Genomic DNA, 18,197 nt, shown 5'->3' with positions numbered 1-18,197 from the left:
TCAGCCCTCCCGCTGCTGACGGAGGTTGCGGATCTGGTAGATCACGACCGGGATGACCAGGATGAAGAGGAAGACCGCGAGCGCGGAACCCTGCCCGTTCTGGCCGTACCGGAACGCCTGGTTGTACATCTCGCTGGCGATCACGCTGGTGTCGTAGTTGCCGTTCGTCGAGGTCCGGACGATGTCGAAGACCTTGAGCGTGGCGATGGTGAGCGTCACCACCACGACGATCAGGGCCGGCCGGATGCTCGGCATGGTGATCTGCCAGAACATCTGCCACGGGCTGACGCCGTCGAGCCGCGCGGCTTCGACGATGTCGCCGGGAATCGCCTTGATCGCTGCGGAGAGCACCACCATGGCGAAACCAGCCTGGATCCAGACCATGATGACGATCAGCAGCAGCGTGTTCAGGGGTGATTCGAGCAGCCACTGCTTGGGCTCACCGCCGAGGCTGACCACGATCTGGTTGAGCAGACCGATCTGATCGCCGTCGCCCCGGTAGGCGTATACGAACTTCCAGATGATGCTGGCGCCGACGAAGGAGATGGCCATCGGCAGGAAGATCAGTGACTTGGCCACGGCCTCGAACCGGGCCTTGTCCACCAGCACGGCGTAGATCAGGCCGAACCCGGTCGCTACCAGCGGGACCAGGAGCACCCAGACCAGGGTGTTGATCAGGACCCGGACGATCGAGTCGTCGGAGAACATCCAGCCGTAGTTGCGCAGGCCCACCCAGTTGGTGCTGGTCCCATCCATCAGGGAGAGCAGCGTGGTGCGGATGGCCGGCACGACCAGGCCGATGACGAGCAGCAGCAGCGTCGGCAGCAGGAAGAAGAACGCGAAGAGTCCCTCCCGCTGCTTGCGTCGGCGGGGCAGCGGGCCTCCGCCCACGGAGGCGGCGACGAGCTGGGCCTCCCGCCGACGGGCGAACCAGGCCGGCACCACGTCGAGCAACAGGAGCAGACCGCCCACGACCAGTACGAAGGCGACCAGCCCGTACATCAGCATGAGGAACTTCGGCTGCTGATCGGCGAAGTCGAACTTCATCAACCCTCCCTTCCGGGTCCACCTCGGCCGGTGGCCCGGTCCGCGAACGCGGACCGGGCCACCGCCGGGATCACTTAGGCCAGCTGCTCTCGATGCCCTGGAGCACCGGGGCGGTCGCCTTGCCGTTCAGCCACTCGACCATGCCCTTCCAGAACGTTCCCGCGCCGACGGCGGCCGGCATCAGGTCGGATCCGTCGAAGCGGAAGGTGCCCGTCTTGTCCTGCAGGATCTGGACGGAGAGCTTGTCGATCGGGCTGGCGACGTTGGCGATGTCCAGCTTGTTGTTCGCCGTGACCCAGTTGCCGAGCTTCGCGCGGCTGTTCACGTACTCCGCCGAGACGAGGTACGTCTGCACCGCCTGCACCTCGGGGCGGTCGGCGTAGCCGACGACGAACTCGCCAGCGCCCAGCACCGGCTTGCCCTTGGCCGGGTCGATGGCCGGGAAGTAGAAGGCGAACGCGTCGCCGTCCTCGGCCACCTTGGTGCCCTCGGGGAACTGGTTGGCGTAGAACGACGCCTGTCGGTGCATCGCGCACTTGCCGGTGGTCACCGGCAGGCCCGCCTCCTGGAAGGCGGTGGTGGTGATGCTCTTGACGCCGCCGAAGCCGCCGTTCATGTACTTGTCGTTCTTGAGGATGCTGCCGGCGCGGTCGACCGCGTCGACGATCTTCGGGTCGTTGAACGGGATGGCGTGGGTGGTCCACTGGTCGTAGACCTCGGGACCCTGCGTACGCAGGACCACGTCCTCGATCCAGTCGGTGGCCGGCCAGCCGGTGGCGTCACCGGACTCGACGCCCGCGCACCACGGCTTCGTGCCGCTGGCGGCGATCTTGTCGCTCAGGGCGATGAGCTGGTCCCAGGTGGTCGGAACCTCCCAGCCCTTCTCCTTGAACGTCTTCGGCGAGTACCAGACGAAGGACTTCACGTTGGCGCCGAGCGGCACGCCGTAGAGCGTCCCGTTCACGGTGCCGTACTTCAGCCAGTCGGCCGGCATGTTCTGCTCGGCGAGCGCCTTGGTGTCGGCGCTGAGCGACTTCAGCTTGCCGGCGTCCGCGAAGCGCTTCACCAGGCCCGGCTGCGGCACGAAGGCGATGTCGGGCGCGTTGCCACCGTCGACCCGGACGGGGAGCTGCGCTTCGAACTCGCCGCTGCCCTCGTAGTCGATCTCGATGCCGGTGCACTCGGTGAACTGCGACCAGGACCGCTCCAGCAGGTCGGCCTCGGCGTCACGGATGGACGCGTAGATGGAGACCTTCTTGCCGTCGTGGCCCTCGTACTTCTCGTATGCGGCGCACTCCGCGGAGCCCGCGTTGTTGCTCTTCTTGTCGTCGCCGGTACCGCAGGCGGTGGCGCTGAGCGCCAGCCCGAGTACACCGGCGATCACGAAGGCCTGGCGTGGTCTGGTAAAGACCGCCATGCCGTCCTCCTTCCTAGCCGGCGCGGTCGTGCTGGTGACCCGTCGCCGGTCCGATTGGGCGTGCACACATGTAAGCGCTTGCATCCGGCGCGGTCCACCCCCTGTCAGACACGAGCGAGTAACAATCCGGAAACCTGCGGGCTGCCTGGTGGGCGCGCTCCCGGTACACGCTGGGGACTCTTTCGAAGATTGACGATATCTGTCAGGCTGGGCGCACCGGATCGAAGGTTTTCGACATAGGAGGAGCTGTATGCGAAAGCGGTGGATCAGCCTGCTGGTGACGGGTCTCTTCGTCGGGGGAGCGCTGGTGCCGGCGACCCCGGCGATGGCCGCGCCGACCTTCAAGGTGCCGTTCCCGTGCGGCCAGTCCTGGTCCGGGCAGACCCGGTCGGACCACAGCCCGGCGTACGCCGTCGACTTCAACCGCACCGACGACCTCGGCGACCCGGTGGTCGCCAGCGCCCCCGGCACCGTCGACCGGGTGACCGACCTCGGCGGCACCAGCTACGGCAAATACGTCCGAATCAACCACGGGGGCGGATACAGCACCTACTACGCGCACCTCAACGGCTTCAACGTCTCGGTCGGGCAGACGGTCGGGTACGGCAAGGTGCTCGGCTGGGTCGGCAGCACCGGCGGGTCGACCGGCCCCCACCTGCACTACGAGCAGCGCCTCAACGGGGCCGACATCCAGGTCCGCTTCAACGGCACCCTCGCGCTGTACTGGGGCACCAAGAGCTACACCAGCAACAACGGGTGCTCCTCGGGCAGCGGCAACGGCACTGTCGACACCAGCGGCACCCCGCTGACCGTCCGCTCCGGCCCCGGCACCGGGTACGCCTCGGTGGGCACCGTCGCCGACGGCACCCGGGTGACCATCGCCTGCCAGACCAGCGGCACCACTGTCACCGGCACGTACGGCACCAGCTCGATCTGGGACCGGATCGGCTCCGGCCGCTACATAGCCGACGCGTACGTGTACACCGGCTCCGACGGCTACATCCCCGGCGTACCCCGCTGCTGACCCCGCCACGGTCCCCGGTCGGCCACCGCCACCGGGGACCGGTCGGTCAGTTGTTCAGCTGCCAGATCGACAGGTTCAGCGCGGCGGCGAAGGTGACCCAGGCCCAGTACGGCAGCATCAGCGCCGCCGCCACCCGGGACACCCGGGCGAAGAGCACCACCGTCAGACCGATCGCCAGCCACATCAGCACGATCTCGGCGAACGCCAGCCCGTACCGCCCCGCGCCGAAGAACAGGGGGGTCCAGATCGCGTTGAGCACCAGCTGGGCGGTCCACGCCCAGAGGGCGGGGGAGAAGCCGACCCGGCGCCACGCCAGCCAGCCGGCCACCGCGATCAGCGCGTAGAGCAGCGACCAGACCGGGCCGAAGAGCCAGGAGGGCGGGGCCCAGCTGGGCTGCCGCAGGTTCGCGTACTCCTCGGTGGTGCCCTGCACGCCCAGCCCGCCGATCGCGGCGGCGACGAAGACCGCCGCAGCGAAGCCGGCGAGGGCCCACCACGCTCGCCGGCCGGAGGTCGCCGGCGCGTCCCGAGATATCTCCATGGTCGAGATATTTCCTCTCGGGGCCGGCTCAAACCGCCGAGCGGGAGGGCGGTCCGGGGCCGGCCACCCACGAAAAAGCGCCGGGATCGCCACGGCCGGTGCTTCTGTCGGGAGGACGAAGCTCCGGTCGCGGCGACCCCGGCGGGTCCCGGAATCAGGGCGATACGAGCGCTAATTGAAGATGCTGACACCACCCGGGCCGACCAACAGCCCGACGACGATGAGGACGATGCCCCACAGGATCTGCCGGCGGAACAGCGCGAGGATGCCGGCGACCACGAGTACGACTGCGAGAATCCAGAGAATCAGCTCCATGACCTCTGACTACCCGACTGGCCGATCGGGGAAACCTGGTCGGTGTCGAGTTGATCGCCAACGTGAAAGACGCTGTACGCCTGCTTGATCACCGGGTGCGCGACGTTGCGGACGCGTACCCCGCCGGGGGTCGTGCCGCGTTCGGTGCCGGCGTGCGCGTGCCCGTGCACGGCCAGCGCCGTGGGCGCCGAGTCGATCGCCTGCCCCAACTGGTACGACCCCAGGAACGGGTAGATCTCCAACGGTTCGCCGGCCAGCGTGTCCGGAACCGGGGAGTAGTGGGTGAGCGCGACCAGCATGTCGCAGTCCAGCGAGCGCAGCGCCGCACCGAGGCGGTCCGCGCTGTCGGTGGTGGTCCGCACGAAGGCCTTCATCTCCGGCTCGCCGAAGTCACTCGCGCACCGCCCGGCGAACCCACCGCCGAAGCCCTTCACGCCGGCGATGCCCAGCCGGCCGCCCGCGCAGTCCAGCACGACGCCGTTGCCCTCCAGCACCGTGATGCCCGCGTCCTCCAGCACCTTGACCACCTGTGGCACCTGGTCGCACTGGTGGTCGTGGTTGCCGAGCACTGTCACCACCGGTACGGCCAACCCGCCGAACTCCTCTGCCACGCAGCGCGCCTCGGCCTCGGTGCCGTGCCGGGTCAGGTCCCCGGCCAGCAGCAGCACGTCGGCGCACTCCGGCAGCTCTTCCAACGCCGGTCGGAACCGGCCCACCACGTCCTCGTCCAGATGCACGTCGCCCACAGCGGCAATCCGGATCACCATGGAACCTCCCTCAGGGCAGTTGCTCGATCTCCGTGGGCGCCTGGGCGCGGATCACCCCGATGTCGCTGGTGATCGGCACGTCCGGGAAGCGCTCGGACACCCGACGCAGGATCTCCTCCCGCCGGTGCGGGCTCTCCACCTCGCCGTAGAGCACGAGGGCACGTTCCCGTCGAACCACTGTGATCCCCTGTTCGGCGACGGCGGGGTCCTCGACGAGCAACCGTTGGATCTCCGCCTCGACGTACTCGTCCGGTGGCCCGGCGCCGATGTCGCGTTGGTGGGTCACGATGTCCCCTCTCCTGGCTGGGTGCCGGCGGCCGGCACCACCTCCAGCCGGTCCAGCAGCACCAGGAACGCCTCGGCGTACGGCGAGTGCTGCGTCTCCTTGCGTACCCGTTCCCAGTCGATCTGCTCCCGCAGAGAGCGGGCCAGCGGCAGACCGCGGGCGAAGTCGCAGTAGTGCTGGGAGAAGCTGAGCAGTTTGTGCACCATCAACTGGGTGGCGGACAGCACCGGCATGTGGATCGCGTCGACCGGCCGAACGACCGTGTCGGCGAATGTCTCCTCGGTCACCGGTGTCTCGATCGGCCGGTGGATCAGGTCCACCATCCGGCCGTCGTCGAAGACCTTCACCAGCCAGTCCTCCGGGGGACGCTCGGCGACGAAGCCGGCGGCAACCAGCGCCTCCAGCGCCTGCTCGACGTCGGCCTCCCGGATCAGGAAGTCGACGTCGTGGTCACTCGAGTGGCCCCCGTGGGCGTAGACGGCGAAGCTGCCGCCCAGGGCGAACGGGATCTCGGACTGCTTGAGCACGGCGGCGACCTTCTTGAGGGTGTGCACCAGACTCTCGTCCCCGCGCTCAGCCATCTGGTTCCTCCGTCGTCGTGTTGGTGGACCGGCGGTTGGATTTCGAACTCCGGTACCCGGCATTCCGGTCGCCCACACCTGCTGGTGTCTCGGTCGGGCGTCAACAGGGATGAACCGCGACAAACCCCGCGGAGCAGGTGCGTGGGTCGGATAACCTGTGGAGAGTGGCCAGATCATCGGGGATGCGACGACGCAAGGCCCGATTGCGCACCGTCGCCCTGATCGGCATCGACGGTTCGGGCAAGACCACTCAGGCACACCGGCTGGCCGACGCGCTGACCGCCGCCGGCCGCCCCGCCACCTACCGCCGCAACGCCAGTGGCCGACGCTGGCTCGGACGGCTCGCCCACCGCCTCGGCCGACCGGACGCGCAACGACTCGTCGGGCGCGACGGCGTGCTGGCCGTGGAGTCGGTGCTGCGCTGGCTCGCCATCGCCATCGCCCTGCTCAGCTGTCTGCTCACCGGCCGGACGGCGGTGATGGACCGCTACTCGGCCTGCCAGTACGCGAGCATCCGGGCGCACGGCGGGCAGCGCTGGGAGCGGCTCGCCCGGGCCGGCTACCGGTTGTTCCCGACGCCGCAGGTGACCTTCCTGCTCGCCGTCGACCCGGCGGAGGCGTACCGGCGCATCGAGGAGCGCGGCACCGACCACGAGACGATGGGGTGGCTCACCGCCGCCGACACCGCCTACCGGGCGCTGCCCGAATATCCCAGCTTCGTGCTGGTGGACGCGGGTCGCCCGGCCGAGGAGGTGACCGAGCAGATCCAGGCCCACCTGGAGACCTGGCTGCCGACCTCCGCATCGGACGGGGACGAGGTCGGCCGGGTGGCGGCTCAGGCCCGCCCGTAGACCGGAACGGTGGCCCCGCTGGTCGGAGCGGAGTCGGCCGACGCCAGGAACCGGATCACCGGCGCGATCTCCTCCGGCGTCACCCAACGGGAGTGGTCGGCGTCGGGCTGGGCCGCCCGGTTCGCCGGGGTGTCGATGACGCTGGGCAGAACGGTGTTGCAGCGTACGTGCTGCGACCGGTACTCCACAGCGACAGCGTTGGCGAAGGCCAGCACCGCCGCCTTGGCCGTCGAGTAGCCGGCCGCGCCCCGGAACGGGGCGACCGCCGCGCGGGCCGAGACGCAGACCACCGCGCCGCCGCCGGACGCCACCAGGTGCGGCAGCGCGGCCTGGGTGACCAGGTAGGTCGGCCGCAGGTTGACGGTGAGCATCCGCTCGAACTCCTCGACCGGCGTCTCGTGCACCAGTCCGCCGCTGGCGTACCCCCCGACGAGGTTGACCACCGCACGCAGCGGCGCCGCCGGGTCGCCGACGGCGGCCTCGACCGCCTGCGCCGCGCCCGCCGGCTCGCCCAGGTCCGCGACAACCCGGACCAGTCCGGCGGCCGCCGGCTCCGACCCGGGCCGGGCCTTCCGCTCCGGTACGACCACCCGCCAGCCCGCCTCGAGGAACGCGGTGACGACCGCACCGCCGAGCCCGCCGGAACCCCCGGTCACCAACACGCTGCCCTCTGCCATGGACCCCACGTTAGTGCCCCCAGCCCGCATCCAGCGCTCCCGTCGATCATGAAGTTGTTGCCGAGACACGCCGAGCTGAGTGACAACAACTTCATGATCGCGGTCTGCCGTGGGCAGAGCGGCTGGCCGAATCGACTCGCGACGGCGCAGGATCGGCGGATGCGGATCCTCATTCTGGGTGGCACCCGATTCCTCGGCCGGGAGACGGCCCGGCTCGCCGTCGAGCAGGGTCACGAAGTGACCTGTGCGGCCCGGGGCGTGTCCGGCGTGGTGCCGACCGGCGCGCGGTTCGTGGCGGCCGACCGCGACGATCCGGAGGCGCTCGTCCCGCTCGCCGACGAGGGTTTCGACGCCGTGATCGACGTGTCCCGCCAGGTCAGCCATGCCCGGCACGCGCTCGCCGCGCTCGCCGACCACGTCGGTCACTGGTCGTTCGTCTCGACGATCTCGGTGTACGCCGACCACACCACCCCGGGCCAGACCGCGGCGGACGCCCCGATCCTGGCCCCGGCGCCGCCGGACGTGGACGGTCCGATCGGCCCGGACCACCGCTGGTACGGCGAGTGCAAGGTGAGCATCGAGGAGCTGGTCCGGGAGCGGATGGGAGTGGACCGTTCGTTCATCTGCCGGGCTGGGCTGATCGTCGGCGCGGAGGATCCGAGCGACCGTTTCCCGTACTGGGTGCGGCGGTTGTCGGCCGGTGGTGAGGTGCTGGCCCCCGGACATCCGAGCGACAGGGTGCAGTTCGTGGACGTGGCCGATCTGGCGCGCTGGCTGCTGCACGCCGCCGGCACCCGCCTCGGCGGCACCTACGACGGCACCGGTCCGGCCATGTCCCGGGCCGACCTGTTGGCCGGGGTGGCCGCCGGGCTGGGCGTCGTCGACCCGCTCCTCACCTGGGTCGATCAGGATTTCCTGCTGTCCCACGACGTACGCGAGTGGTCGGGGGAGCGGGCGCTGCCGCTGTGGGTGCGACTGCCGGAGACCGCTGGCCTGATGGACAGGGACGTTCGGCCGGCCCTGGACGCCAGTCTGACGGTCCGTCCGCTGGCCGACACCGTTCGGGCGACCGCGTCCTGGATGGCCGCGCACCCGGCGGCCGTCCGGCAGGGTGGACTCGACCCGGCGGATGAGGCGGCGATCCTGGGGAAGTGGCAGGCTGTGCGGGACCGGTGATCCCGGCGATCGAAGTTTCCCCCACCTCGGACAGTCATAGTTGACGCTCACGCCTGCTGAAAGTAAGTTTCATCCGTGGCGAAGAGTGCGAAGATTTCTGCGAGTCACGAGCCCGGTGGGCTGATCGTCCACATCAGTGGGCTGTTGCCGTCGCTGTCGCCCGCCGAGCAGCGGGTCGCCCGGTTGGTGGTCTCCGACCCGGCGGCCGCCGCCCGTCGGACAATCACCGACCTCGCCACCGCAGCCGAGACATCCGAGGCGACAGTCATCCGATTCTGCCGTTCGGTCGGCATGGACGGTTACCCCCAACTGCGCATTCGCCTGGCCGCCGAGGCCGCCCGCCGGATCGAACCACCGGACGCCCGAGTGGTCGGCGGTGACATCCCGCCCGGCGCCGACCTCGCTCAGATCATCGCCACCATCGCGTTCAACGACGCCCGCGCCGTCGAGGAGACTGCCGAGCAACTCGACCCGGCGGTCTGCGAGCAGGTGGTCGAGGCGATCGGCGGTGCCGGCCGGATCGACATCTACGGCGCCGGCGCCAGCGGGTTCGTCGCCTCGGACTTCCAGCAGAAGCTGCACCGCATCGGCCGGATCGCCTTCTACTTCCCGGACGTGCACACCGCGCTGACCTCGGCCGCCCTCCTGGGCCGGGGAGACGTGGCGATCGGCATCTCGCACACCGGCACCACCTCCGACGTGATCGAGGTGCTGGAGCAGGCCCGTACCCGGGGTGCCGCGACAGTGGCGCTGACCAACTTCCCGCGCTCGCCGATCACCGACGTGGCCGACTTCGTGCTGACCACGGCGGCCCGGGAGACCACCTACCGCTCCGGCGCGACGGCCAGCCGACTGGCCCAGCTGACCGTTGTCGACTGCCTCTTCGTCGGAGTGGCCGCCCGCAACCGGGCCCGAGCCCGTAAGGCTCTCGAGGCGACCGCCGAGGCGGTCCAGTCGCACCGGGTGGGTGCCAACCGGAGGCGGGCATGACGGCCGGTGCGGAGATGCCCGCACCGCCCGCTCGCCCGACGGTCCGGGTGGGCGCCCCCACCGAACGGCGCAACCCGCTCAGCGTCGACCTGGACCTGATGTCGACCCGGGACGTGCTCACCGTGATCAACGAGGCGGACCGGCGGGTGCCCGCGGCGGTCGCCGCGGTGCTCGACGAGATCGCCACCACCGTCGACCTGGCGGTCGCTGCCCTTCGCGGCGGTCACCGGGTGCACTACTTCGGGGCCGGCACCTCCGGCCGGCTGGGCGTACTCGACGCGGCCGAACTGGCCCCCACCTTCAACTCGCCCCGGCACTGGTTCTGCGCGCACCTCGCGGGCGGCCCGGACGCCATGTGGCGGGCCGTGGAGGACGCCGAGGACGATGACCGGGGCGGCGCTGTCGAAGCGGCCAGTTGTGTACGGGCCGGGGACCTGGTGGTTGGTCTGGCGGCCAGCGGACGCACCCCGTACGTCCTCGGGGCGCTCGCCGCAGCCCGCGCCAAGGGCGCCTCGACGGTGCTCCTCTGCGCCAATCCGGAGGCGGAGGCCGCCCGGTCGGTCGACGTGTTCATCGGGGTGGACACCGGACCCGAGGTGGTCACCGGGTCGACCCGGATGAAGGCGGGCACCGCGCAGAAGTTGGTGCTCAACACGTTCTCGACCGCCGTCATGGTGCGCCTGGGGCGGGTCTACTCGAACCTCATGATCGACATGGTGGCCACCAACGCGAAACTCCGGGGACGAATGATCTCGATTCTGGTCGAGGCCACCGGCTGCTCGGAGGAACTCTCCCAGCGGGCCCTCAGTGAGGCCGACGGGGACCTGAAGACGGCATTGGTCTCCCTCGTCTCCGGCGCCGAGATCGACGCCGCCCGGGCCGCGCTGGCCCGCTCGGCTGACCAGGTGCGCGGCGCCCTCGCGCTGCTCGCCTCCTGACGCCACCCGCCCCGGGAAGCGAACGGGCCCTCGGATTGTTCATCTGGCCGGGGGGTAATAACACCCCCGTGGATGAACCGACCGGTCCATCGGTGCGTATCTGGCAGTGACCAGGATCGCATCGCGGTGGTGACCCGGGTCGCTGTGCCCCCACGGCGGGCGGTGTTGCCATGGTGCGGTAACCCGTACGTGGTGCCCAGTGGCGAGCCACCCGATGGGGTGCTGACAGCAAACATGGACCGTGCTCTCAGCTGTTACTCAGGCATTCGTGACACTTTCGACTCACGACGAGGAATCCCCGACACGTCTCATCTGTTGTGTAGGTGTCAGCACCGATGGGCACAGCAGAAGTTACCAGGGGCTGACCGGTGTGGGGAATGGCAAGGAACCGGGCAACCGGCGCGAGCGAGGGGACCGTGGGCAACGTGGACAAGAACATCGGCATGCGAACCGACGAGGTTGCCGAGGAGCGCGACCTGGTCGGCGTCTACCTGCACGAGATCTCCCGGACGCCACTGCTGGACGCCGCCAAGGAGGTCGATCTCTCCAAGGCGATCGAGGCCGGCCTCTACGCCGAGCACCTGCTCGGTGAGGAAGCCGTTCCCGCCGGTGTCGACCGGGCCGACCTGGAGTGGCTGGTCGTCGAGGGAGAGCGGGCGAAGGACCTCTTCATCCGCGCCAACCTCCGACTGGTCGTGTCGATCGCCCGACGCTACGTGCGCTCGGGGATGCCCATGCTGGACCTGATCCAGGAGGGCAACACCGGCCTGGTCCGGGCGGTCGAGAAGTTCGACTACGAGCGTGGCTACAAGTTCTCCACCTACGCCACCTGGTGGATCCGGCAGGCGATCAGCCGGGCGATCGCCCAGCAGGAGCGCACCGTCCGTCTGCCGGTGCACCTGGTGGAGGACGTCAACCGGATGCGCAACGTGGCGCGGCAGCTGACCCGTGAGTTGGGCAGCGACCCGGAGCCGGAGCAGATCGCCACCGCCCTCGGCGTCACCGTCGAGCGGGTGAACGAGCTGCGCCGCTGGTCGCAGGACACCGTTTCGCTGGACACCCCGGTGGGCGACGACGGCGACACGAACCTCGGTGACCTGGTCGCCGACAGTGACGCGCCGTCGCCGGAGGACATCGTCCTCAGCGGTCTGGAGCGGCAGCGCATCGAAGGGCTGCTCAACCACCTCGACGACCGGTCCGCCGGCATCATGCGGGCCCGCTACGGGCTGGAGGACGGCCGGGAGCACTCGCTCACCGAGGTCGCGTCCCGGTTCTCGCTGTCCCGCGAGCGGATCCGGCAGCTGGAGATCCAGGCCCTCGGCCGGCTCCGTGAGCTGGCCCGGGCGGAGGGGCTGCAGGCAGCCTGACCTGGTAGTAATGACGGCGAACGGCCGGCGTCCGATAGGGGGACGCCGGCCGTTCGCCGTTTCCGGTCGTGGTCAGCGAACCCGGCCGTAACCCTGGATCGACATCATGTTCATGCCGCGCTTGAGCACGTTGCGACCGGCGCTGGGCGCGTCGATAACCTGACCGCCGCCCACGTAGAGGGCGACGTGCCCGAGCCCGCTGTAGAAGACCAGGTCGCCGGGGCGTAGGTCGCCCCGCCCGATGTGGGCGACAGCACTCCACTGCATCCGGGTGTTGTGCGGCAGGGACCTCCCGGCTGCCCGCCAGGCCGCCGAGGTCAGCCCGGAACAGTCGTAGCCGTTGGGCCCGTCGGCTGCCCAGACGTACGGCTTGCCGATCGCGCCGAACGCGTAGCGAACCGCCGTACCGGCGGCACCGGACACGGCGGGGACGTTCTTGGCCTCACTCGTCGCCGCCTTCGGCTGGGGTCGCTCGGTGGCGGCCCCGTACGCCTGCCGGCGCAGTTCGTACAGCTTGGCCAGGTCCTGCTCGATCTGCTTCTTGCCGGCGGCCAACTGACGAGCCTGCGCGGCCTGCCGGGTCAGGGTCGCACCCAGGCGGGCCTTCTCGTCGAGCAGCCGCTGCTGATCGGCGGTGAAGCCGGAGATGCGCTCCTGCCGCTGGCGGGTCAACTGCTCGATCGTGCCGAGCCGGTCCAGCAGAGCGGCTGAGCCGCCGGGACGCAGCAGGGCGTCCGCGGTGCGCAGGCCGCCACTCTTGTACGCGGTGGAGGCGAGCTCGGCCACGTCGGCCCGGCTCTGCTCGACCTGCTGTTCGAGCGGGCCGATGCGGGTCTGTAATCGGGCCACGGCCGCCTCGTTTGTCTTGATCTCCTCACGCAGCTTGTTGTACGACTCGACGACCCGCTCCAACTCGGCCGAGGACGTCTCGATCCGGCGGGTCAGGTCGGCGGGGGACGGCTCGGCCTGGGCCACCGCCGTCGGGGCGATCAGCGCGGCCGACATGCCGACCAGCGCCACGGTGCGCAGCAGATTTCTCAGGGATGACAAGAGCGGAAGGCCCCTCTCCCACGGCCGCCGGGGCTGCTGACGCCCTCGACGACACCGGCCGGGGCCACCCGGGCGGACGGCACTGGGCCGGACCGGCTCGCCCAACCTAACCCGGGACGGTTGTCGCTCGCAGTTGAAGTAGGGGCGAAAGTTGGGAGAGTTGCGGGTCGTGCCCCTGGGCTGGGTGGCGTCATCGTGGCTGATGACGCCTGGGAGCGAGGGAACATCGCCCTTTTGGCGAACTAATGACGGATATACGACCTTCGTCGTTCCCGGCGTATGCCGCCGGAATCCTGGCCTCCATAACCGATAAAACCTGAAATGGATGCTGTTTCTCGGCGATGTCACCCAGCCGTGGTGAGCTGTCGGGAGCCGGTAAATGCCCAGGTCGACTGGCGGTGCCGCAACACAATGAAGTCCGGAGCCGGGAATCCCGTCGACAGGTGGCGATGCGGTCACCGGCGGACCCACTCGGCCCAACCGTCCCCTGCGGGAGGAACCGTGAATCGTGAAGGCGCAAAGACGCGACCGCCGCGATCGGTGCCGGGCGCCCGGTCGACCCTGCTGTACGCGCGGCCCGGCATCATCGTGACCGTCGACCGGTTCACCGTCGGTCGGACCAGTTACCGGGTCGCCGACCTGACCCATCTGCGTACCACCCGGGGTCCGCACGACCGGATCGCCGTCCGGGCCGTCGTCATCACCGCCAGCATGCTCGGCGGGGTGGGAGTGCTCCTCGGCTTCACCGGCGGACTGCAACGCCTCACCGCCGAGGCGTACCTGATCCTCGGCGCGGTGTTCCTGCTCCCGGCCGCTCTCGCCCTGGTGGGCGATCGCTGGCGCCCACCGCCCCACGAGTTGTGGGGGTGGTACCGAGGATCGGAGGTGCTGCTGTTCAGCGCCGACGACGAACGGCAGTTCGGCCAGGTCACCCGGGCCCTGCTGAGGGCCCGGGAGGTCAACCGCTACGGCGGTTGGGTCGACCCGCTCGCCTCGGCGGACCCGTGGCGACCCAACCGCTGATTCGACTGATCGGCTCAGTATGTTGAGCGCGCCGCTGACGCCGCCGCGCGTGGTTTCGCCGCCCACTGAGCCGTGCCAGCACGAGTGAATGCCGTGACGAAGAGGTAGGGATGGTTTCTCGCGTGTCGTTGGCCGATGCAACTGAGAATCAGCGGAAGTTGCTCCGCACGGCGGTGCTTCCGCTCCTGGTCGGCCTGGGGCTGCTTGGCGGCTCGCTCGGCTATCGGTGGTGGGACTCCTCCGAGGCGGATCGGCTGCGCGTCGAGGGCGTGCAGGTTCCGGCCACCCTCACCGACCGAGAGGGAGGCAACGCCCGAGGCAGCGGCATCGACCGGATCGAGGTCTACTACATGTACGAGGGGGAGCAGCATCACGACTGGATCCCCTGCGCCAAACTCGCGGTCTGCAGCAGCCCGCCGCCCCAGGCGTTGACCATCTGGGTGGATCCGAGCGACCCGGAGCATTTTGTGGCGGAGAACGATCGTACCGATGGGTCGCTGTTCCCCCTGATGTCCTGGTCCCTCGTTCCGATCGGCGCAGTCGCCACCATCTTTGGTGTCCTGATACTCCTCTTGGCGAGGGCCGACAGGAAAAAGCTGACCTAGTGGTCCAGGGGTGACGCTGACCGGATGGCTAATCGCCCGCCGCAGGGCGTGAAGGTCGGCGCAACCAATCTTCACGCCCGCTCACGTCACCGTGGGAGCACGGGCTCCGGAGCCCGTTCCGCCTGCGGTGCGGCCACCCAGGCGCTGACCCGGCGCTCGGCGTAGAACGAGACGAACGGCACGGTGCCGGCCAGCATCACCAACAGCATCCGCTTCAGCGGCCAGTCGGCTCGGCGGCTCAGGTCGAACGCGGCCACCAGGTAGATCATGTAGAGGAAGCCGTGCGCCGGCCCGATCGTCTCCACGACGACCGGGTTGTCGAACGCGTACTTCAGCGGCATGCCGATCACGACCAGCAGGATCAGCACCACGCCCACGATCCAGGCGATCACGCGGTACCGGGTAAGGGCAGCGCCCACCGTCGTCCGTCCTTCCGAGCCCGGCTCAGCCGGGATAGTCACCGGGCCGGGCGCCCGGATTGGCGTTCAACCATGACAGGTAGTGGTTGTAGGCGGCCAGGTCGGTGTCCTCGACGACATCGCCGGTGGCCGGCACCCGGGACACCCGCACCGGTCGGCGTACCGCCGGTCGGGACCCGGTGGTGACCGCCGGCGCCGGCTCGACGGCCGGATCCGCAGGCGGCGCGTCGGCCTCCTCCGCCCTGCGACGGGCCAGCTTCACCTCACGCCACCACACGTAGACCACGAAGCCGGCGAAGATCGGCCACTCGACCGCGTACCCCCAGCTCAGGCTGTTGCCGGCGGTGGCCCGGCTGATCTGCCACCAGCCCAGCCCGAGGAAGCCCACGACCAGCACGACCATGGCCACGTGGCGCGCGATCCACGCCGGGGTCCAGAGCCGCCTCATGGCATCGAGGGTACCGGGGCCGCTGCCGCTCTCCGACACCGTGTCGTAGTTGTGGCCTCGGCGGTGTGGTTTGGCATCACCACGCCTGGGCAATCGTCTAGACGCCAGCCCAAACGAGATCAAGGGGGGCGATCATGACCGGATCGGTACGAGAAGACGGCTTTGCGTCCAGCGGCGACGCGGAAATGAGCCCGGAGCAGCGGGTGCCCGAGTGGGGTGGCGACCAGCTCGCCGACCCGGCCGGCGCTCCCGGTCTCGACGGCGATCTGCTCGGCATCGACCCGACGGAGCTGACCGACGAGGACCTGATCCGCGAGATGCACAGCCTGCACCGCACCCGCCTGGACACCCTGCGGCACGCGGCGGACTCCGCACTCGCCAACCACCTGCGGCGCACCGCGGAGCTGGAGACCGAGTACCTGGCTCGCCACCCGGGCCGCGAGGTCGATCCCAGCCGCCTGCGGGACGCCTGATGCCGGCGCGCGCCGTGCGCGGCATGTCCGCGCCACCCGAGGTGGTCTTCAACACCGCCACCGACCCCGACCGGGCCTCGGCCTGGCTGCCCGAGCCGCTGCGTGGCGACGGCAGCCCCGCCGCGGAGATCAGTGGTGAGGAGTTACGCGCCCGCTGGGGCGACGCCGACGACTGGTCCGCGGAGATCCGGGTCGAGCCGGCGGATTCGGGCGGCGCCCGCATCCAGCTCGACCTGGCCGACGGGTCGGACGGACCCGGTCCGGACCAGCTGGCCGACGAGGCGCTCACCAACCTGGTACGCGAGGTCGCCGACAACCTCCAGGCTGGCTGAGCCGGCCTCGCGGGACACCGGTCCCGCACCACCACGACATGTGAGGAGATCGGGTGAGCGACACTGGCCTGCGACAGAAGGCGGCCCGGCTACGCCGGGCGTACGCGCCACACGAGCACCGGCCGCTCGGCGGCTACCTGGTGGCAATGGGCGCCTACGCGGGGGTGACCGGGGCTCTCGCCGGCCTGGTCAAGGCGACCGGTCGGCCGGTGCCGGAGCGTCCCGCCCCGTCCGACGTGGTGCTGCTCTCCATTGCCACCCACAAGCTGAGCCGGTTGCTGTCCAAGGACGCGGTGACGAGCCCGCTGCGGGCCCCGTTCACCCGCTACGACCGCCCGATCGGCAGCGGTGAGGTGATGGAGCAGGTCCGCGACTCGGGCAGCCCGACCCGGCACGCCATCGGCGAGTTGCTGAGCTGCCCGTTCTGTCTGGCGGTCTGGGTGGCCACCGGGCTGACCGGGGGCTTGGTGCTCGCACCCAGGCTCACCCGCCTCGTGGCCACCGCGCTGACAGCGGTCGCCGCGTCCGACTTCCTCCAGATGGCGTACGCGACGGCGCAGCAGGCCGCCGAGGGCGGGCACCACGACGACGACTGACGAGCAGGACACGAAAAGGGGGGGCGGCATACGCCGGCCCCCCTTTTCTCGTACCCCTCAGCGCTGCATGCCGGACCAACCGTGCGGCGACTCCGGCTCCCGTTCGTCCTCGTCCGCCCCGGTGATGATGTCCCGATCCACCGCCGTACGGTCGTGCTCGTTGGCGAAGTCCGGCTCGGGCGTGGTGTCCCTGCCCTTCGGCGGCTGACCCAGCGCCGGCACCTTCTCGTCGTGGTTCTCGTGGTGCGTCATGTCGGTGTCCCTCCTACGGTCATTCACGCGATGGAACCGCCCAGCAGGTCACTGGCCTCGTCCACCGCGTACTCACCCTCGGGAAGCGCGTCGATGCGGGCGAGCAGGTCCGGCGGTAGCTCGGCGGCCACCGCCCGGCGATAGATCTCCGCCTGGGTGACCCGCTCCTGCGCCCGGAAGATGTCGTCGAGCAGGTCGTCGAGGGCCTGGGTGTCTGGCTCGCCGGCCACGGATGCGTCGTCGGTCACGTCGATCAGCTACCCGGGGCGGAATCGGTCAAACGTCACGCCTGTCGGCCCACGTACCGACGATGCCGCCTGCTCACCAGGGCAGTTCCCCTGCCTCGTCCTGGAAGGTCCCCGTTGGTCCGCTCGGGCCCAGGGTCGCCAGGCGCACGACCTGGCGTGCGCTCTCCTCCACCGGCCGCCCGATGTTGAAGGCGGCGGTCATGTCGGTGGCGGTGGGGCCCGGTTCGAGGGCGTTGAACTTGATGCCCGGCTGGGACTTCGCGTACTGCACGGTCAGCATGGTGGCTGCGGACTTGGACGCCGAATACAGCGCGAGCGGCAAACCGAACTCCGGCCGCTCGGGATTGGTCACCGCCCAGAACGATCCGGCGCTGCTCGAAACGGTGACGACTGTGGGATTGGACGACCTGCGGAGCAGGGGCAGCGCCGCCTCCGTGACACGCACGATCCCTACCGCGTTCGTGTCGAAGGAGCGCAGGGCCGCGGGCCCGTCGAGGTCGGTCTCCAGAATGCCCGCGTTGTGCACCAGGACGTCGAGGCGGCCCTCGGCCGAGTCGATCGTCGCCAACGCGCTGCGCACAGAGGCGTCGTCGGTCACGTCGAGCTGGACGAACCGCGACCCGAGCGCGACCGCGGCTTTCTCACCCCGCTCGACATCCCGCGCGCCGATGTAGACCTCGTGCCCCAACGCCAGAAGCTGTCTGGCGGTCTCGAAGCCAATGCCCTTGTTGGCTCCGGTGATCAATGTGATGGTCATGTCCCGACGCTAACCAC

25 protein-coding genes are annotated in these 18,197 nt (G+C 69.8%); 11 read left to right on the top strand and 14 right to left on the bottom strand.

What is annotated here, in order from left to right; all coding sequences use genetic code 11:
- On the bottom strand, positions 1-1,047 hold the full coding sequence (locus IW249_RS03285) for a carbohydrate ABC transporter permease (RefSeq protein ID WP_196919437.1): 1,047 nt from the start codon (positions 1,045-1,047) through the stop codon (positions 1-3).
- A 70-nt stretch (positions 1,048-1,117) separates the two neighbouring features.
- Entirely contained in the window at positions 1,118-2,464 is a 1,347-nt protein-coding gene (locus IW249_RS03280; RefSeq protein ID WP_196919436.1) for an ABC transporter substrate-binding protein, read from the bottom strand.
- Positions 2,465-2,714: 250 nt separating this feature from the next.
- Here IW249_RS03280 and IW249_RS03275 point away from each other — a divergent pair, with 250 nt between their 5' ends.
- On the top strand, positions 2,715-3,488 hold the full coding sequence (locus IW249_RS03275) for a M23 family metallopeptidase (RefSeq protein ID WP_196919435.1): 774 nt from the start codon (positions 2,715-2,717) through the stop codon (positions 3,486-3,488).
- Between the two features lie 46 nt (positions 3,489-3,534).
- Here IW249_RS03275 and IW249_RS03270 read toward each other — a convergent pair whose 3' ends face one another.
- The 5 genes from IW249_RS03270 to IW249_RS03250 all read right to left on the bottom strand — a co-directional run bounded on the left by IW249_RS03270 (position 3,535) and on the right by IW249_RS03250 (position 6,041).
- Positions 3,535-4,029 (bottom strand): TspO/MBR family protein, encoded by a 495-nt coding sequence (locus IW249_RS03270; protein ID WP_196919434.1) that lies wholly within the window; start codon positions 4,027-4,029, stop codon positions 3,535-3,537.
- A 171-nt stretch (positions 4,030-4,200) separates the two neighbouring features.
- Positions 4,201-4,344, bottom strand: coding sequence for a GPGG-motif small membrane protein (locus IW249_RS03265; RefSeq protein ID WP_007464364.1), 144 nt, complete (start codon positions 4,342-4,344; stop codon positions 4,201-4,203).
- On the bottom strand, positions 4,335-5,111 hold the full coding sequence (locus IW249_RS03260) for a metallophosphoesterase family protein (RefSeq protein WP_091405690.1): 777 nt from the start codon (positions 5,109-5,111) through the stop codon (positions 4,335-4,337). Before IW249_RS03260 ends, IW249_RS03265 begins: the two co-directional genes overlap by 10 nt.
- 10 nt (positions 5,112-5,121) lie before the next feature.
- Positions 5,122-5,397, bottom strand: coding sequence for a hypothetical protein (locus IW249_RS03255; protein ID WP_196919433.1), 276 nt, complete (start codon positions 5,395-5,397; stop codon positions 5,122-5,124).
- Positions 5,394-6,041, bottom strand: coding sequence for a nucleotidyltransferase family protein (locus IW249_RS03250; RefSeq protein WP_366340715.1), 648 nt, complete (start codon positions 6,039-6,041; stop codon positions 5,394-5,396). The genes IW249_RS03255 and IW249_RS03250 overlap by 4 nt, the downstream gene beginning before the upstream one ends.
- Positions 6,042-6,160: 119 nt before the next feature.
- Here IW249_RS03250 and IW249_RS03245 point away from each other — a divergent pair, with 119 nt between their 5' ends.
- Positions 6,161-6,829, top strand: a complete 669-nt coding sequence (locus IW249_RS03245) for a nucleoside/nucleotide kinase family protein (RefSeq protein WP_196924611.1) — start codon at positions 6,161-6,163, stop codon at positions 6,827-6,829.
- Here IW249_RS03245 and IW249_RS03240 read toward each other — a convergent pair.
- Entirely contained in the window at positions 6,814-7,506 is a 693-nt protein-coding gene (locus IW249_RS03240; RefSeq protein ID WP_196919431.1) for an SDR family NAD(P)-dependent oxidoreductase, read from the bottom strand. The two genes, IW249_RS03245 and IW249_RS03240, sit on opposite strands and share 16 nt — an antisense overlap.
- A gap of 57 nt (positions 7,507-7,563) precedes the next feature.
- On the opposite strand from IW249_RS03240, the gene IW249_RS03235 reads away from it, so the two are divergent.
- The 4 genes from IW249_RS03235 (at position 7,564) to IW249_RS03220 (ending at position 11,977) form a co-directional block, all read left to right on the top strand.
- On the top strand, positions 7,564-8,682 hold the full coding sequence (locus tag IW249_RS03235) for an NAD-dependent epimerase/dehydratase family protein (RefSeq protein WP_231392389.1): 1,119 nt from the start codon (positions 7,564-7,566) through the stop codon (positions 8,680-8,682).
- Positions 8,683-8,757: 75 nt separating this feature from the next.
- Positions 8,758-9,672: a MurR/RpiR family transcriptional regulator gene (locus tag IW249_RS03230; RefSeq protein WP_196919430.1), complete on the top strand. Its 915-nt coding sequence runs from the start codon at positions 8,758-8,760 to the stop codon at positions 9,670-9,672.
- On the top strand, positions 9,669-10,610 hold the full coding sequence (gene murQ, locus IW249_RS03225) for an N-acetylmuramic acid 6-phosphate etherase (protein ID WP_196919429.1): 942 nt from the start codon (positions 9,669-9,671) through the stop codon (positions 10,608-10,610). Before IW249_RS03230 ends, murQ begins: the two co-directional genes overlap by 4 nt.
- A 377-nt stretch (positions 10,611-10,987) precedes the next feature.
- Positions 10,988-11,977 carry a sigma-70 family RNA polymerase sigma factor gene (locus IW249_RS03220; protein ID WP_196919428.1) on the top strand — a complete coding sequence of 330 codons (990 nt, stop codon included), beginning with the start codon at positions 10,988-10,990 and terminating at the stop codon, positions 11,975-11,977.
- Positions 11,978-12,049: 72 nt separating this feature from the next.
- Here IW249_RS03220 and IW249_RS03215 read toward each other — a convergent pair whose 3' ends face one another.
- Entirely contained in the window at positions 12,050-13,027 is a 978-nt protein-coding gene (locus IW249_RS03215; RefSeq protein WP_196919427.1) for a C40 family peptidase, read from the bottom strand.
- A gap of 501 nt (positions 13,028-13,528) precedes the next feature.
- On the opposite strand from IW249_RS03215, the gene IW249_RS03210 reads away from it, so the two are divergent.
- Together IW249_RS03210 and IW249_RS03205 are read left to right on the top strand one after the other, a co-directional pair.
- Entirely contained in the window at positions 13,529-14,050 is a 522-nt protein-coding gene (locus IW249_RS03210; RefSeq protein ID WP_196919426.1) for a DUF6232 family protein, read from the top strand.
- A gap of 110 nt (positions 14,051-14,160) precedes the next feature.
- Positions 14,161-14,655 (top strand): DUF3592 domain-containing protein, encoded by a 495-nt coding sequence (locus tag IW249_RS03205; protein ID WP_196919425.1) that lies wholly within the window; start codon positions 14,161-14,163, stop codon positions 14,653-14,655.
- Between the two features lie 86 nt (positions 14,656-14,741).
- On the opposite strand, the gene IW249_RS03200 is transcribed toward IW249_RS03205, so the two are convergent.
- Positions 14,742-15,074 carry a DUF3817 domain-containing protein gene (locus IW249_RS03200; protein ID WP_196919424.1) on the bottom strand — a complete coding sequence of 111 codons (333 nt, stop codon included), beginning with the start codon at positions 15,072-15,074 and terminating at the stop codon, positions 14,742-14,744.
- A 25-nt stretch (positions 15,075-15,099) separates the two neighbouring features.
- A complete protein-coding gene (locus tag IW249_RS03195) occupies positions 15,100-15,522 on the bottom strand; it encodes a hypothetical protein (RefSeq protein WP_196919423.1) in 423 nt (140 codons plus the stop codon).
- Positions 15,523-15,653: 131 nt separating this feature from the next.
- Here IW249_RS03195 and IW249_RS03190 point away from each other — a divergent pair, with 131 nt between their 5' ends.
- From IW249_RS03190 to IW249_RS03180, 3 genes are read left to right on the top strand one after another with little or no spacing between them, the layout of a single operon-like run.
- Positions 15,654-15,995, top strand: a complete 342-nt coding sequence (locus tag IW249_RS03190) for a DUF6158 family protein (RefSeq protein ID WP_372433025.1) — start codon at positions 15,654-15,656, stop codon at positions 15,993-15,995.
- Positions 15,995-16,327 carry an SRPBCC family protein gene (locus IW249_RS03185; protein WP_196919421.1) on the top strand — a complete coding sequence of 111 codons (333 nt, stop codon included), beginning with the start codon at positions 15,995-15,997 and terminating at the stop codon, positions 16,325-16,327. The genes IW249_RS03190 and IW249_RS03185 overlap by 1 nt, the downstream gene beginning before the upstream one ends.
- A 53-nt stretch (positions 16,328-16,380) precedes the next feature.
- Positions 16,381-16,923, top strand: a complete 543-nt coding sequence (locus tag IW249_RS03180) for a DUF1360 domain-containing protein (RefSeq protein WP_196919420.1) — start codon at positions 16,381-16,383, stop codon at positions 16,921-16,923.
- 57 nt (positions 16,924-16,980) lie between these two features.
- Here the strand turns inward: IW249_RS03180 and IW249_RS03175 are convergent, their stop codons facing one another.
- The 3 genes from IW249_RS03175 to IW249_RS03165 form a co-directional block, all read right to left on the bottom strand.
- Positions 16,981-17,175 carry a hypothetical protein gene (locus IW249_RS03175; RefSeq protein WP_196919419.1) on the bottom strand — a complete coding sequence of 65 codons (195 nt, stop codon included), beginning with the start codon at positions 17,173-17,175 and terminating at the stop codon, positions 16,981-16,983.
- A 23-nt stretch (positions 17,176-17,198) separates the two neighbouring features.
- The gene (locus IW249_RS03170; RefSeq protein ID WP_231392940.1) at positions 17,199-17,432 is read right to left on the bottom strand and encodes a hypothetical protein; all 234 of its coding nucleotides are present in this window, start codon (positions 17,430-17,432) and stop codon (positions 17,199-17,201) included.
- Between the two features lie 64 nt (positions 17,433-17,496).
- Positions 17,497-18,180, bottom strand: coding sequence for an SDR family NAD(P)-dependent oxidoreductase (locus IW249_RS03165; RefSeq protein ID WP_196919417.1), 684 nt, complete (start codon positions 18,178-18,180; stop codon positions 17,497-17,499).
- Positions 18,181-18,197 lie beyond the last annotated feature (17 nt).

Origin of the sequence: Micromonospora vinacea (assembly GCF_015751785.1) — a bacterium.
GTDB lineage: Bacteria > Actinomycetota > Actinomycetes > Mycobacteriales > Micromonosporaceae > Micromonospora > Micromonospora vinacea.
Note: the sequence above shows the minus strand (reverse complement) of the source record. Positions and strands in the feature narration are given on the sequence as shown.